The sequence below is a fragment of the Euzebya pacifica genome, from assembly GCF_003344865.1.
GTDB lineage: Bacteria > Actinomycetota > Nitriliruptoria > Euzebyales > Euzebyaceae > Euzebya > Euzebya pacifica.
On record NZ_CP031165.1, the window covers coordinates 539,851 to 554,910 of the forward strand.

Annotated in this window: 9 protein-coding genes; 5 read left to right on the forward strand and 4 right to left on the reverse strand. The window is 71.5% G+C overall.

What is annotated here, in order from left to right:
* Positions 1-8: 8 nt before the first annotated feature.
* Positions 9-1,556: a cell wall-binding repeat-containing protein gene (locus tag DVS28_RS02165; protein ID WP_114589995.1), complete on the forward strand. Its 1,548-nt coding sequence runs from the start codon at positions 9-11 to the stop codon at positions 1,554-1,556.
* 212 nt (positions 1,557-1,768) lie between these two features.
* On the opposite strand, the gene DVS28_RS02170 is transcribed toward DVS28_RS02165, so the two are convergent.
* Positions 1,769-3,370, reverse strand: coding sequence for a DEAD/DEAH box helicase (locus tag DVS28_RS02170; protein WP_164709833.1), 1,602 nt, complete (start codon positions 3,368-3,370; stop codon positions 1,769-1,771).
* Positions 3,371-3,581: 211 nt separating this feature from the next.
* On the opposite strand from DVS28_RS02170, the gene DVS28_RS02175 reads away from it, so the two are divergent.
* The gene (locus DVS28_RS02175; RefSeq protein WP_114589997.1) at positions 3,582-4,976 is read left to right on the forward strand and encodes a cell wall-binding repeat-containing protein; all 1,395 of its coding nucleotides are present in this window, start codon (positions 3,582-3,584) and stop codon (positions 4,974-4,976) included.
* 42 nt (positions 4,977-5,018) lie between these two features.
* Here DVS28_RS02175 and DVS28_RS02180 read toward each other — a convergent pair whose 3' ends face one another.
* Together DVS28_RS02180 and DVS28_RS02185 are read right to left on the reverse strand one after the other, a co-directional pair.
* Entirely contained in the window at positions 5,019-5,465 is a 447-nt protein-coding gene (locus tag DVS28_RS02180; protein ID WP_114589998.1) for a redoxin domain-containing protein, read from the reverse strand.
* A gap of 9 nt (positions 5,466-5,474) precedes the next feature.
* Positions 5,475-6,122, reverse strand: a complete 648-nt coding sequence (locus DVS28_RS02185) for a DUF4191 domain-containing protein (RefSeq protein WP_114589999.1) — start codon at positions 6,120-6,122, stop codon at positions 5,475-5,477.
* Between the two features lie 115 nt (positions 6,123-6,237).
* Here DVS28_RS02185 and DVS28_RS29105 point away from each other — a divergent pair, with 115 nt between their 5' ends.
* The 3 genes from DVS28_RS29105 (at position 6,238) to DVS28_RS02200 (ending at position 13,793) form a co-directional block, all read left to right on the forward strand.
* A complete protein-coding gene (locus tag DVS28_RS29105) occupies positions 6,238-6,858 on the forward strand; it encodes a DM13 domain-containing protein (RefSeq protein ID WP_216826337.1) in 621 nt (206 codons plus the stop codon).
* A 205-nt stretch (positions 6,859-7,063) separates the two neighbouring features.
* Positions 7,064-8,314 carry a zinc metalloprotease gene (locus DVS28_RS02195; RefSeq protein ID WP_216826338.1) on the forward strand — a complete coding sequence of 417 codons (1,251 nt, stop codon included), beginning with the start codon at positions 7,064-7,066 and terminating at the stop codon, positions 8,312-8,314.
* A gap of 115 nt (positions 8,315-8,429) precedes the next feature.
* Positions 8,430-13,793: a cell wall-binding repeat-containing protein gene (locus tag DVS28_RS02200; protein ID WP_114590001.1), complete on the forward strand. Its 5,364-nt coding sequence runs from the start codon at positions 8,430-8,432 to the stop codon at positions 13,791-13,793.
* Between the two features lie 29 nt (positions 13,794-13,822).
* Here DVS28_RS02200 and DVS28_RS02205 read toward each other — a convergent pair whose 3' ends face one another.
* Positions 13,823-15,001 carry an IS30 family transposase gene (locus DVS28_RS02205; protein WP_216826339.1) on the reverse strand — a complete coding sequence of 393 codons (1,179 nt, stop codon included), beginning with the start codon at positions 14,999-15,001 and terminating at the stop codon, positions 13,823-13,825.
* Positions 15,002-15,060 lie beyond the last annotated feature (59 nt).

The following is a 15,060-nucleotide window of genomic DNA, read 5'->3' on the forward strand; positions in this document are numbered from 1 at the left end:
GCCCACACATGAAGCGTTTCCCCTTCGTCGCCGGTGTCCTCGGCGCCGCCCTGATCGCTGGTCCGGTGTCGGCCCAGCTGCCCCTCGTCCCAGAGATTCCGATCGTCGACCCGATCCTGGACCCGGTACTCGATCCCCTGGATCCGGTCCTGGACCCCGTGCTCGACCCCGTTGACGACCTGCCGCTGCCCGACCTGCCAGGCCTGCCGACGGACCCCACCGACCTCATCGACGACCCGACGGGCATCCTCGGCGACCTGACCGACATCCTGGACGGCCTCGGCCCGATCCTCGAGCCGGCCGACCCGATCCTGGACCCGGTCACCGACATCATCGACCAGCTCGACGGCATCATCACCGACGTCCTGGCCGACGTGATCCTGTCCAACCTGCTCGCGCTGAAGGGTGAGGACGCCGTCGACGCCTCCATCGCGTTCAGCCAGGCAACCTACGACGCCTCCGACACCGCCATCATCGCCCGCGACGACGTCTTCGCCGACGCGCTGACCACCGGCGCCCTCCAGGGCATCTTCGACGCGCCGCTGCTGCTGACCGGGTCCAGCGACCTCGACAGCCGCACCGCTCGCGAGCTGGTCCGCCTCGGCGTCGAGCGCCTCGTCATCCTCGGTGCCGACTCCGCCATCAACCCGCTGGTCGTCCAGAAGCTGGAGATCGCCGGCCTCGACGTGACCCGCGTCGGCGGCCCGAGCCGTGTCGAGACCGCCACCCTGGCCGCTGCCGAGACCGCGCCGAACGCCACCACGGCCGTCATGACCCGGGCGTACTCCGCCGACGGCGACGACTCCCAGGCCTACGCCGACCTGCTGGCCGTCAGCCCGTGGGCTGCCGAGAACGACTGGCCCGTCCTGCTGACCCAGACCGACACCCTGACCCCGTCCGTGGCCAGCTACCTGACCGACTCCTCCATCACCGACGTCGTCATCATCGGTGGCGAGACCGCCGTGTCGGCCGCCACCCAGCAGGCCGTCGAGGCCCTGGGCGTGACCACCCGTCGCGTCTCCGGCAGCAACCGCTACGCCACCGCCGTGGCCGTCGCCAACGAGCGTGGCTTCGCCAACTCCGGTGACGCCGACCGGCTGATCCTCGCCGAGGGCACCTCCTCCCGCACCGACGTCTGGGCCCCCGGCTTCGCCAGCGCCGCCCACGGTGCCACCCACCGCGCCCCGGTCCTCCTGACCTCCGGCGATGTCATCCCGGCCGAGACGATGTCGTTCATCACCGAGGGCCTGGAAGCCAACCTGGCCGACGGCGGCCCTGCGACCATCTGCGCCAGCTTCGTCAGCCCGATCGCCTGCGAGGCCGCCGGCCTCCTGCTGCTGGGTGACCTGCTCGACGCAACCGACCTGCTGGGCCTGGACCTGACCGACCTGCCGCTCGTCGGTGACCTCCTCGACGTCATCGAGCAGGTCACCGGCGTGGAGCTGCCCGACCTGGACGGCCTGCTGGGTGACCCGTTGGGCGGGGTCGACGGCGGCGCCGGCGGGCTCGACCCGGTCACCGACGTGGTCGGCGGTGTCCTCGGAGGCGGCAACTAGTCCCACGAGGAGGCCGTTGCCGGGGTGACGTCAGCACATCCACCCGCGTAACGTCAGCACTGCCGGAGCCCGGTTCCGTCCCCCCCGTCGGAACCGGGCTGTGGTTCGTCCGGGGGCGGGCGCACGATCGTGCCGTTCCCCTCCCCTGCGTGGGTTGGGCCCCGATCGTGCCGGTGGCCGCGCGAGCCCCTGCCGGTGGCCGCGAGGGACGGTCAGAGGCGGGTCAGCCACTTCTCGCCGGCTTCGAGGCGCTGCTCGAGCTGGTCGGCGGTGGCGTCGGAGATCCGCTTGATGCCCGAGAGGCGGTTGAGCTCCAGGTTGACGGCCTTGTGGTCCATGTTGGCGCGGCGGACCAGCAGCCGAACCAGGTCGGCGTTGCGCTTGCGGAGCGTGGCCTTGGTGACGTGCATGGCCTGGATCGGCAGCCCGTCCTCACCGACCTGGGGGACCTTCCCGCCGGGGGTGGGCGGGGGGAACAGCGTGAGGGGCACGCCCTCCTGGTCGGCCGCCGGGAAGGGATCGGCGGTGAACCACTCGGGCTCCTCCGATGAGCCGTTGTCCGACGCGGTCGCGGCGACGGCCTGGAACAGCGAGATCTGCTCGCCCTCCTCCACCATCATCGCCTCGAGCGGGTCGGCGAGCAGGTCCTCCTCCTGCTCCTCCTTGCGCTTCAGCAAGTGGCGACGCGCCTCGGAGATGCCCATGCTGTGGGCACGCAACCGGGGGTCGTCGGGCAGGAACATCATCGACCGGGCGCCCCGGGTGTCGGGGGTGACGCGCACCAGGCGACCGACGGCCTGCCGGAAGAACAGCTCGGTCGCGGTCGTCGTCGCCCACACCCCGACCCGCAGGCGGGGGATGTCCACACCCTCCGACACCATGCGCACGGCGACGATCCACGGATCGGCCGACCGCGAGAAGTTGGCGATCCTGTCCGAGGCGTCGGGGTCATCGGAGGTCGCCACGACCGCGCGGACGCCACAGCGCTCGCGCAGCAACCGCACGATGCCCGAGGCGTGTTCGGTGTCGATGGCGATGACCAGGCCGCCGGCGTCGGGGTGGGTGCGCCGCACCTTCATCAGCGCGCTGTTCGCCCGGACCAGGACCGACGGCAGCCACTCGCCGTGCAACGACAGCGCCGTGCGCAGCCGCTGGGCGGTCAGGGTGCGGTCCAGGGCATCCCCGAAGGACGCCGCATGGTGGGAGCCATCGGCGGACACCCACTCCATCTCCCCGTCGATGCGGGGGAAGTAGACGGGCCGCACGACGCCGTCGGCAAGGGCGTCGCCGTAGCCGTACTCGATGTCGGGTTGGGCCTCGTCGAAGTCGTAGCGGACGAACGGGATGGCCTGGGTATCGGACCGGAACGGCGTGCCGGACAGCGCGATGCGTCGGCGCGTGAACTGGAAGGCCGTCGCGACCGAATCGCCCCATGCACGGTCGTCGCCGGCGTGGTGGACCTCGTCGAGCACGACGACCCCGTGGGCGACCCGTTGGGCCAGGTCGACGGCGGCCGAGGCCACCTGCTGGTAGGTCGTGACGATGCCGTGCATGTCGGGGCTGAACGGCTGCCCGGCGCTCCACGACGGGTCCAGGTGCAGCCCGAGGCGCGCGGCCGCGTCGGCCCACTGGATCTTGAGGTGCGCGGTCGGGGCGACGACGACGGCCGGCCCCGGCTGGCGGCTCAGCTCACGGATCATCGCCACGAGCGCGAACGTCGTCTTGCCCGCCCCTGGCGTGGCCACGGCGAGGAAGTCGGGGTGCGGGTGGTCAGCGAGCGCGTCGAGCGCGCGTCGTTGCCAGGGGCGGAGCATCAGTGCAGGCACAACGGATGGGCAAGGATGCCATCCCCAGCCGCCCTTCCCAACCGGCCGCACGGGTTGGCTGTGGAAGTTCGTCAAGGGCTCACCTCCCGTTGACCAGTCACGAGGGACCATTGCCAGCCACTCGACTGGCGTGCGTCACTCGGACCGTGCACGGGTAGATCCCTGCCGCAGTCCACCACCGACCCGAAGGGGCCCCTGGATGAAGCCAGTCCTCCGCGCGCTCAGCATCCTGCTCGTCCTGTCCGTCACGATCCTGGGCCCCGTCGGGGCGGCCAGCGCACAGATCGGTGACGTGGTCGGGCAGATCCCCATCCCCGACCTACCACCGGAGCTCGAGGATCCCCTCACCGACATCGTCGACCAGGTCGAGGACGGCGTCGTCGGGGCCATCGGGGACATCCCGCTGGACAACGCGGTGCAGCTGCTGGGCGACGACGGCGTCGAGGCGGCCATCAACCTGTCCAAGGCGACCTTCCCCGACGGCATGTCGCCGGTGGCGATGATCAGCCGGTCGACGATCTTCCCGGACTCGCTGTCCAGCGGTGGAGCCCAGGGAGTCCTGCAGGCACCGCTGCTGGTCACCGCGGAGGACGAGCTGGACCCCCGCGTGGTCGACGAGCTCGCCCGGCTCGGCGTCACCCAGGTCGTGGTCCTCGGCAACACCTCCGCCATCTCCGACTCCGTGGTGGCCCAGCTGGAGGGGCTGGACCTGCGGGTCGACCGCCTCGGAGGCCCCACCCGCATCGAGACCGCCGTCGAGGTTGCGGCTGGGCTGATGCCCGACGCGTCACGCGCCATCATCGCCCGGGCCTACCCCGGTGACGGTGGGGACGATGCCCAGGCCTACGTCGACAGCCTCTCCGTCGGGCCCTGGGCCGCGGAGGACCGCATCCCGATCCTGCTGACCCAGACCGACGTCCTGACCCCGACGCTGCGGACCTACCTCGAGGGTGCCGACATCACCACGGTCACCATCATCGGTGGCGAGGAGGCGATCGCCCCGGCCGTCGCCACGGAGCTCGAGGGCCTCGGCATCACCGTCGAGCGGGTCGCAGGCGTGAACCGGTTCGCCACCGCCGTCGCGGTCGCCGCTGCACGCGGCTACCTCTCGGTGTCGGACTTCGACCGCTTGCTGCTGGCCGAGGTCGACGGACGCGATGACGTCTGGGTCCCCGGCTTCGCGGCCGCGGCCAACGGGGGGCTCTACAACGGGCCGATCCTGCTGACCGACGGCCTGATCCTGCCGACGGAGACCATCGCCTACCTGGTCCAGGGGCTGCCCGACACCCTGGCCGACCTCGGTGGCGCCCCCGTCATCTGCACCTCCTTCGTCAACCTGCTTGCCTGCGAGGCCGCGGCCCTGCTGCTGCTCGGCGCGTTGACGGAGGTGCAGGACCTGCTCGGCATGACGCCGCTCCCCGTCGGCGACATCATCGACATCATCACCGGTGGCGACGAGGAAGAGGACCCGCCCGCTGACGAGGACCCGCCTGCCGACGAGGAGGACCCGCCGGCCGACGGCGAGGACCCGCCTGCAGAGGAGGAGTGCCTGTTCCCGGCGCCGTTCCCCTGCGTCCCGCCGCCGGGCGCCTGAGCCCGATCGCCGGGCGGCCTGCCGGTCGCCCGGCCAGCCAGCTCAACGGTCGAGGAGCGCCTCGACCGTCGTGCGGATGGGGTCAACCCCGGCGCCGTCGTGGATCGCCACGACGCGGCCCTGCTGGTCCACCACGTGGGTGCTGGGCCAGCCCTGCCGGGACCGGTCCCCGTGCCAGCGGGTGAACACGGTCCGCCGGTGGTCCATCGCCACGGGCCACGGCATGCCGGCCCGGGCAACGCCCAGCGCGATGCGTTGCGGATCGGCGTCGTCGGCGAACTGGGGGGCGTGCACGCCGATCACGTCGACCAGGCCGCGGTGGTCCTCCCACAGCGACCGCAGGGCCGGCACCATCTCGACGCAGCCCGGGGCGGACAGCGAGAAGAACCAGACGAGCACGATCCGTCCGCGATGCTGCGACAGGCTCCGCGGCGGTGACTGCAACCAGCCGTCGAGACCCGACAACGACGGCGCCCGACGGTCCCTCACCGCGGTCGCCTAGCGGTACTTCTTGGGGGCGCGTCGCATCTGCGGCCCCTTGGGCATGGGCGGTGCGGACGCCTTCAGCGCGCTCAGCTTGCGGTTCAGCGGCCCGACCTCCTTGGGCTTGATGGCCCGCGGCAGCTTGGCCATGTGGAAGGCCAGCTTCTTCAGCTCGACCTGGTCCTCGCCGTCGCCGACCAGCACCTCGGTCACGGGGACCTCGCCGGCCGCCCGGTCGAAGCGGCGTCGCTCCTTGGCCATCAGCTGCTTCACCCGTGCGGGGGACGTGCCCTCGGCCACCAGCACGACACCGGGGGGACCCACGGCCAGGTGGATCATGTCCTCGCGACGGTTGAACGCCACCGCCGGGGTGATCTCCCATGCCCCCCGCATCGACTGCAGCACCGCCGCGGCGGCACCGGCCTGTCCCTCGATCGCCGCCAGGCTGGCCGACTGCGCCTTGCGGCCCAGGATGATCAGCGCCGTGGCGATCATCGCGAAGAGGGCCAGCGGGATCCACAGCAGCAGCGGCCCGAGCACGAAGCCGAGCACCAGGCAGAGCACCAGGGCCCCACCGGCCCCGAGCGCAACAGCGGGCACGACGCTCGGGTCGTGCTGGCGGGTGACGTTGAACGTCTGGATGATCTGCTTGATCTGGTTCATGGCTCTTTCGAACTCCTTACGGTGTCCCGCATGCTAGCCGTGCCGGGAGGATCCAGACGGGCCGGACGGTTGTCGCCAGCCCACCCTCACCAAACCCACGAACGAGGCAGGAATCATGAGCAAGCCCGTCATCCGTGCAGGTATCGCCGCGGCCGTCGTCGTCGTGCTGGCCGTCGCCTTCTGGCTGATCAGTCCCTACTTCGTCGACGAGGTCGTCGACGAGGCGTTCCCCGGCGAGGACACCGCGGCCGAGACAGGTGCGGACGCTGACTCCGGGGCCTTCCCCCTCTCCGATGGTGCGGTCGTCCCGGACGACATGACCCAGGAGGAGGTGGAGGCCGAGATGGAGGCCGCGGCGGCCGAGGACGTCGAGGAGGTCGAGGACATGCCCGATGGCGAGCCCACGGCCATCGTCCGGGGCTCCTTCGTGGGCGCCGACAGCGTCCACCAGGGGTCTGGGTCGGCCACCGTCTACGAGCTCGCCGACGGCAGCCGGGTGCTGCGGCTGGAGGACTTCGAGGTCACCAACGGACCGGACCTGCACGTCTACCTCGCCCCGGTCGTCGACGGCACGCCGCAGATCAACGCCGATGCGGTGGACCTCGGCAGCCTCAAGGGCAACGTGGGCAACCAGAACTACGACGTGCCGGACGGCCTCGACCTGTCCCAGGAGCTGGCGGTCGTCATCTGGTGCCAGCCCTTCCAGGTCACCTTCGCCACCGCGGTGCTGGGCTGACCCGCACACGGACCGGCGTCCGGATTACCACCGTTGTCGTAGGACCCGTGTAGTATGAATCGCAACGCCTCCACGTCCGCCGCCCGGGCTGGAGGCGTTGTCAATTCCGGAGTCGGGTCCGGTGTCGGCCACGGAGATGGCCGCGGGGTCGAGCCTGCCCCGACGGCGGTGCCGGCGCGCGTACCCTCCGCACCGTGTGAGGACCGTGTCGACCATCCTGCTCGCGGCCCTGGTGGCGGTCCTCGTGTCCGCGTGCACCGGTGCTGCGCCCAGCTCGGCGCCCACGCTGCCCCCGCTCGCGCTGCGCACCGCGGAGCCGGCCGCATCCGGGGCGACCCCGGGCCCCTCGGCGGTGCCCTCCCCTTCCGTGTCACCACCCGGGCAGCTCCGAATCGCCAGGCAACCAGTCGCTGACGGTGACGAGGTCGGGGTCACGATCGGCGGGAACGACCGTGCCTGGCTGCTCTCGGTGGAAGGGGAGGACCCTGCCGAGCTGGTCGGCATCACCAGGGTGACCGACCCCGCTGGCGAGGTGCGCTACGCCGCGGACCTGCGAGCTGGCCTGCTCCTGGTCGACGACCTCCACCCTCGGGTGCTGGCCGACGAGGGTGCCGTCGGCCTCTACGTGGCCTCGACCCCCGACGAACCCCTGGCGGAGGGGGAGTGGCGCGTGCGCGTGGCGACCAACGGCACGACGGCCACCGTGGCGACCGCCGTCAGCCACGACGACGGCAACCCGGCACCGCGACAGCTCGACGTCGTGGTGTGGGCCACGGTCGACGTCGACGTCGAGGCGGTGGCCGGTCGGTGGCGCGCGGACATGGATGCGGTCCTGTCCCCGCACGGCCTCGGTGTCGACGAGCTCGACGTGGTGGTGGCCGGGGAGGCCGGGGCGAGCCACCGCGTGCTCGGCGTCGACGGCCTCGCCGGGGACGGCCACAAGGCCTGCACGGCCGCTGACGATGCGCTCGGGCCGGGTCCGAACACCGCGGTCGTCGTCCTCGCCGAACGCATCGGCGAGGGTGTGCTGAGCGCAGCCGCGGATCCGCCACGGACGTGGTCGATGGCCTACCGCAATCCCGACGGCGACATCGGCGGGTTCGCCGTGGCCGCGCCCGGGACTCCCGTGGTCGGCCCCCCGTCCCACGCGTGCGTGCTGGTCTCCGTCGGCGACGACCCGTCGGCGAGGGGAACGGTTGCCCTGCACGAGCTGCTCCACATCGCCGGTCTGCCGGTCCACACGAGCGAGGACGACGGACGTGCCCACGACACCATCGAGGACACACCCGAGTGCACGTCCGCAGCCGACGGCGACCGCGACGGCAGCGTCCGCGCCGACGAGTGCGTCGGGCTGGGGGCGGACAACCTGATGTTCTGGGCCGAGGGCGGTCACGACCTGACCGCCGCGCAGGCCTGGCGCGTGCGATGGCACCCGCTGCTGCAGACAGAGGGTTGACTTCGGCGGCGCGTTACGTCTCACTACGGTGAGTGAACATCTTCCTGAAGTCGTCTCCCCATGGGGCTACGCTGCGACACACGGGAACGTCGAGGCAGTACCCAGGGGTGGAAACGTGAAGTCGAGGATCGTCGTGGGCGCGCGCGGACGCGTCCGGCTCGTGGTGTTGATGCTCTCCATGGTGGCGGCGACGCTGCTGGCGGTACCGCCGGCAGCCGTGGCGCAGCCCACGCTACCGACCGACTTCGTCATCGAGAACGTGATGGACGTGTCGGACACCGTCCTGGCCGCTGGCATGGCGTTCCTGCCGGGCGAGCCCCTCCTGGCGGTCGCTGGGAAGCGCGGACTCGTCGACCTCTACGGCGAGGACGGCACACGCCACGGCCGCATCCTGGACATCTCCGACAAGGTCAACCACAACAACGACCACGGGCTGACGGGCATCGCGTTCCATCCCGACTTCGACCGGGCCGACCCTGCCACCAGGCTGCTGTACCTGTGGTACGTCTGGGATCCGGACGGACTGGCCGACGAGGGCAGCGGACGGCGCATCTCGCGCCTGACGTCGGTGGAGCTTGCCCCCGTCGTGCGTGACCTCGGGGCGGGCGTGCAGGTGCAGTCCTACGAGGTCGTCCCCGGCAGTGAGGCGGTGGTCCTCGGTGGGGCCGGGATGGCCGACCCGTGGGCTCCGACCCCGGCCGAGCTCGAGGCCGCACTCGGTCCCGACCCCGACTGCGCGACGACCGGTGGCCTGTGCTTCCCCGGCTGCCTGAACGACGGGGACCCCAGCAACGACGCCGACTGCCTCCCGACGGCGGCATGCACCGATGGCGCCGGATACCTCGAGGACTGCGTCGCGGCGGACGACACGTTGCACGCCGTCGGCACCCTGCGCTTCGGGCCCGACGGCGCACTCCACGCCGGGCACGGCGACGGGGCGTCGGCCTCCGTCGCCGACCCCCGAGCCTTCCGGGCCGGCGACCCCGACAGCCTGAACGGCAAGGTCCTGCGCATCGACCCTGCCACCGGCCTGGGGCTGCCCGACAACCCTTGGTACAGCGGCGACCCGACGGACAACCGCTCACGGGTCGTGGCAGCCGGCCTGCGCAACCCGTTCCGCTTCGCCGTGCACCCCGAACGCAACGACCTGCTGCTCGGCGACGTGGGCTTCTCCACCATGGAGGAGGTCAACGCGGGACGGGGCGGGACGCACGGATGGCCGTGCTACGAAGGAGGACAGGGCGAGAACCTGCCGACCTTCCAGTACTCCGGCGAGGAGGCCTGCCAGGACCTCTACGACGACGTGGCCAACGGTGCGGTCGACATCACCCCCGCGCTGCATGCCTATCGCCACGACTCCTACATCCCCCCCGGCGCCGATCCGCCGAGTGGCGGTTCGATCATCGGCGGTGACTGGTTCCGCGGGACCGGCTGGCCGCTGACCTATCAGGAAGGATGGTTCTTCTCCGACTTCGAGGACCGGACGCTGTCGTACCTGCCGGCGGCTCGTGACAGCGGGGGGCTGGCCACCGGCAACCTTGCCGACGCGGAGCTGTTCGCGACCGACATCGGCTTCGTCGTCGACGTGCAGCTCGCCCCCGACGGGACGCTGTGGCTGCTCGACATCGTGGACGGGTCCATCAACCGCGTCCGGTACGTCGGTGAGGACCCCAACCGTGCCCCGGTCATCTCCCCGCCGGCCGACCAGGCCAGCGGGCTCGGCGGCGACGTCAACCTCCAGCTGCTCGCCAGCGACCCCGACGGCCAGCCCGTGACCTTCTCGGTCGATCCGGCAGGTCCGCTGCCGCCCGGCATCGTCATGTCGGCGACGGGCCGGATCACCGGCCAGCCCACCACTCCCGGCACCTACGACGTCATCGTGGTGGCCAGCGACGGGGACCGGACCAGCTCGTCGACGTTCCAGTGGACCGTCGACACCACCTACGCCCCGCAGGCCAGCATCACCAGCCCGACGGTCGAGGACGGGTACGCCATCGGCGACATGGTCGCCATGACCGGCGAGGCAACCGACGCCGAGGACGGCCAGCTGACCGGCACGTCGCTGGAGTGGCACGTCCAGATCCACCACAACAACCACGTGCATCCCGACGAGGCCTCCGGCACGGGCGCGAGCCTCGCGCCGTTCTGGATCCCCGACCACGGCAGCAACTGGTACCTCACCGGGTGTCTCACCGCCACCGACTCCAGCGGGTACACCGACGTGGAGTGCATCGACCTGCGGATGGACGAGCACGAGTACACCATCACCACCGACCCGCCGGGACTGCCGGTGCTGCTCGGTGGCGCGCAGATCACCCAGCCCACCTCCTTCACGCTGTACACCAACCAGCGCGTGACGGTCTCCAGCCCGCTGCAGCAGGGCGCACTGACGTTCGTCGGGTGGTCCAGCGGCCGTGCACACACCCATGCCATCGTCGGTGGCGTGTCCACGACGGACGTCGTGGCTCGCTACGTCGACACCGCCGCACCGACCAACCAGGCGCTCGCGGGCACGGCCCGGCAGTCCACCACCCACACCTACACCCCCTGTGGCCCGCATGCGGCCAGCAAGGCGATCGACGGCAGCGTCGCCGGCTACGAGGGTGACTGCTCCATCAGCCACACGTCGAAGGGCACCAACCAGTGGTGGGAGGTCGACCTCGGCGGGATGCGCCTCGTCGAGGAGGTCCGCGTCTGGAACTGGCTGCAGCACTCGTTGGGACGGCTCTCCAACGGCCACGTGATGGTCTCCCCCACGCCGTTCGGTTCGCGAACGCTGGACCAGCTCCTGGCGGACCCGACCATCACCGTCACGTCCTTCTCCGCCACCGTCGGCCGGCCGACCACCTTCGTCGAGGGCGTTCGCGGACGCTACGTCCGGATCCTCCTCGAGGGCCCGGGGCGTGAACTCGTCATGTCGGAGGTCCAGGTCATCGCCGGGCCCCTGCGTCCGCCAGTCGGTGCCGTGTCGGTGCCCACGGGCATCATCCAGCGCGGCGCCCCAGCGCCCCTGGCTGCCGAGAGCTGGGTCGACCCCGACGCGTCGAGCCTGACCTACGCGTGGACCCTGGACGGCGCCAGCAGCGCCGGCTTCGACGACCCGACGTCGGCGACCCCGATTCTCGACACAACGGACCTGACCAGCGGCGTCCACACCGTCACCGTCACCGTCACCGACGGCGACGGACAGACCGCGCAGGCCAGCGCCGACATCGAGATCGAGTCCGAGCCCCTGCCCCCGGTCGCGGCCATCGCCGACCCGGGTCCCGCCGTCGACGCCGGCACGCCCGTGCCGCTGGACGCGTCGAGCTCCTCCGACCCGCAGGGCGCGGCCCTGACGTTCGCGTGGGACCTCGACGACGACGGCGCCTTCGACGACGCCACCGGGGCGACGACCACGCTGGACACCACCGGCTTCCCCGCAGGCACCCACCCGGTGGCGGTCCGCGTGACCAACACCTTCGGCCTCGAGGACACGGCAAGCGCATCTGTCGCCGTGACCGAACCCGTCGAACCCGCTGACCCGCCCGTCGCGGCGCTGGCCGACCCCGGCCCTGCCGTTGCCGTCGGCACGGTCGTCGACATGGACGCATCCGCCTCGACCGACCCAGAGGGCGGCCCCCTCGCCTTCGCCTGGGACGTCGACGACGACGGGGCCTTCGACGCCGACGAGGGGACGACGGCGATCAACCCGGTCGACACCGCCCTCCTGGGTGCCGGCGACCACGACATCACCGTCCGGGTCACCTCGGGTGCCAGCGGGCTGCAGGACACCGCCACGCGGGTGCTCAGCGTCCGCACGCCACCGACGGCGACGATCGACGACCCCGAGGGGCCCTACGAGGTCGGCCAGCAGGTCCCGCTGGACGCGTCCACGTCCACCGATCCGCACGGCGGGTCGCTGGCCTTCGCGTGGGACCTCGACGAGGACGGCGCGTTCGACGATGCGACCGGTCCCGAGACGACCCTGGACACCACCGGCTTCGCCGTCGGGATCCACGAGGTCGTCGTCCGCGTCACCTCCGACGCCACCGGACTGGCCGGTGAGGCCGTGGCACGCATCGCCGTCACCGACCCCGCCCCGGGTGGCGGCGGGGGCAGCCCCGGCGGGGGTGGCAGCCCCGGCGGCGGTGGTGGTGGCGTCCCCATCGAACCCGAGCCCGAGCATGCCGACATCTCCCTCGACCTGACCGCCTCGCCCCGCGAGGTCGCGGTCGACGAACCCGTGGTCATCACGACCCGTGTGCACAACGACGGTCCCGCAGAGGCGCCGGTCCTCCTCGCCCTCGACCTCGGTGACCTCGACCTCGTCGCCGCCCCCGAGGACTGTCGCGCCGTCGATGGCAGCCTGACCTGCGAAGGCGTCCGGCTGGCCGCTGGGCAGTCCCACGAGCTGGAGGTGGAGCTGTCGGCGAGCACGGTCGGCTCCCAGACCGTCGAGGCCACGGCCACCGTGGCGGACGTGATCGACCCCACGCCGGACGACCTGACCGCCTCGACGACGTTCAGCACCTTCGACGCCCAGTCGGGCGGAGAGGACGCCATCAGCCCGGCGGCGCTGGCCATCGAGCTGTCGCAGCGCCTGTACCGCGACGTGGACGGCACGCGCGGCGAGGGTCGACGCCAGGCGGCAGCCGTCGTGCTGTCCCGCGACGACGCCTTCGCCGACTCCCTCACCGGGTCGGCGCTGACGGGCGACTCGCCGTTGTTGTTCACCGACCCGGCGCAGCTGGACCCCGCCACGGCGGCGGAGATCCGTCGGATGCTGCCCCTCGAGGGCGAGGTCCTGGTCCTCGGAGGCGAGGCCGCGCTGTCGGCTGCGGTGGCCGACGAGCTCGCCGACATGGGCTACCTCGTCAGGCGGCTTGCTGGCCCCAGCAGGGTCGAGACGTCCGTCGCCATCGCCGAGGAGGTTGCGCGTCGCCACGACGTGCCCCGCCAGGTCGGCATCGCCCGTGCCGACGGCCCGTCGGACAACCCCACGGCGGCGTGGGCGGACTCCGTCACCGCTGGTGGCTGGGCTGCCCGGACGCGGCAGCCGATCCTGCTGACCCCCACCGCCGAGCTGCATCCCGCGGTCGAGGCGTGGCTGGCCGAGCACGGCAACGCGGTCCCGATCGTCATGGGCGGCGAGGCCGCCTTGTCGGAAGACGTGGCACGAGCCGTCGGCCCGCACCTGCGCCACGCCGGCGCGAACCGGTACGAGACCGCGGCCATGATCGCCGAGCGACGGTGGGACGATCCCGCTGGGTACCTGGTCACGGCCGGCGACCACGAGCTCGGCTGGGCCTACGGCCTTGCGGCGGCAGGCCTGTCCGCGGCGACCAACCAGCCGTTGCTGCTCGTCGAGCAGGACCGCCTGCCGGAGGAGACGGCGACCGCGCTGTGCGACAGCCGCCAGGAGGCCCGGGTCGAGTTCGTCGGCGGCTCCGACGTGGTCTCGTCATCGGTCCGCGACGCCGTCACCGCCCTCTGCTAGCCACGCGTGTCGGGTGTTCACGCTTGATGTCAACCGGTGGGTGCAACAAGTTGGGCGAGTTGGGCGGCTGGTGTCTTCCAGCCGAGGGTTTGTCGGGGGCGGGTGTTGAGGCTCTCGGCGAAGTCGTTGAGGTTCGCTGGGGTGTGGACTGACAGGTCGGTGCCCTTGGGCATGTACTGGCGCAGCAACCCGTTGGTGTTCTCGTTGGAACCGCGTTGCCAGGGCGAGTGGGGGTCGCAGAAGTAGACGGGCACGTCGGTGTCGATGGTGAACTGGACGTGCTCGGCCATCTCGATGCCCTGGTCCCAGGTGATGGACCGCCGCAGGTGCTCGGGCAGCCCGGTGATCGCGGTGGTCATGGCATCGCGCACCGTCGCGGCGGTCCGGTCGCCATCGAGGTGCATCAGCATCACGTAGCGCGTGGAGCGCTCCACAAGGGTGCCCACCGCGGACTTGCCGTCCTTGCCGATGATCAGGTCGCCCTCCCAGTGACCGGGCACGGCACGGTCCTCCACCTCCGCGGGCCGCTCGCTGATCATCACCATGTCGTGCATGCGTGGCCGGGGAGACCGACCGGAGGGGACCCGCTTGGCCCGACCGGTCCGCAGGCACGACGTCAGCTCGCGTCGCAGCTCGCCCCGCCCCTGGACGTACAGCGACTTGTAGATCGTCTCGTGTGACACCGTCATCGACTCATCGTCGCCGAACCGCTCCTTGAGATCTGCCGCGATCTGCTGGGGCGACCACAGTCTGCGCAGGCCGTGCTCGACGAGGCCGGCCAGCTCCGCGCAGCTGGCGAGCTTGGTCGGCTTGGCCCGCCGTGCCTGCTCGTGGGCACGCTTGTGGGCAAGCATCGGCCGGTAGGCCTCACGGCCACCGTTGCGGTCCACCTCGCGCCACACCGAGGACTTGTGCCGGCCGACCCGATCGGCGATGGCCTGATAGGTCTCGCCCCGACCGATCCCCAACCGGATCTCCACCCGATCATCAAGCGACAACCGGTGCGGTGAGGGATCAGTCGCAAGCTCTGCCCGCAACACCCCACCGAACGGCTTGAGCACGTTGAGGAAGCTGCCCACGGAGATGTCGACCTCCTCAAGGATCTGCCGGCGGCCCTGACCGGCTCGTGCCCGACGGATCACCTCCGCCCGCACCTCATCAGGCAACCGCAACCACCGCTTCTCACCCTTGGCCCTCGACCTCACCATGACCTACCGCCTCCACCTCGAAGTGTCGTGTTGCAACGAAGTCTTGAGGCTGCCACGGC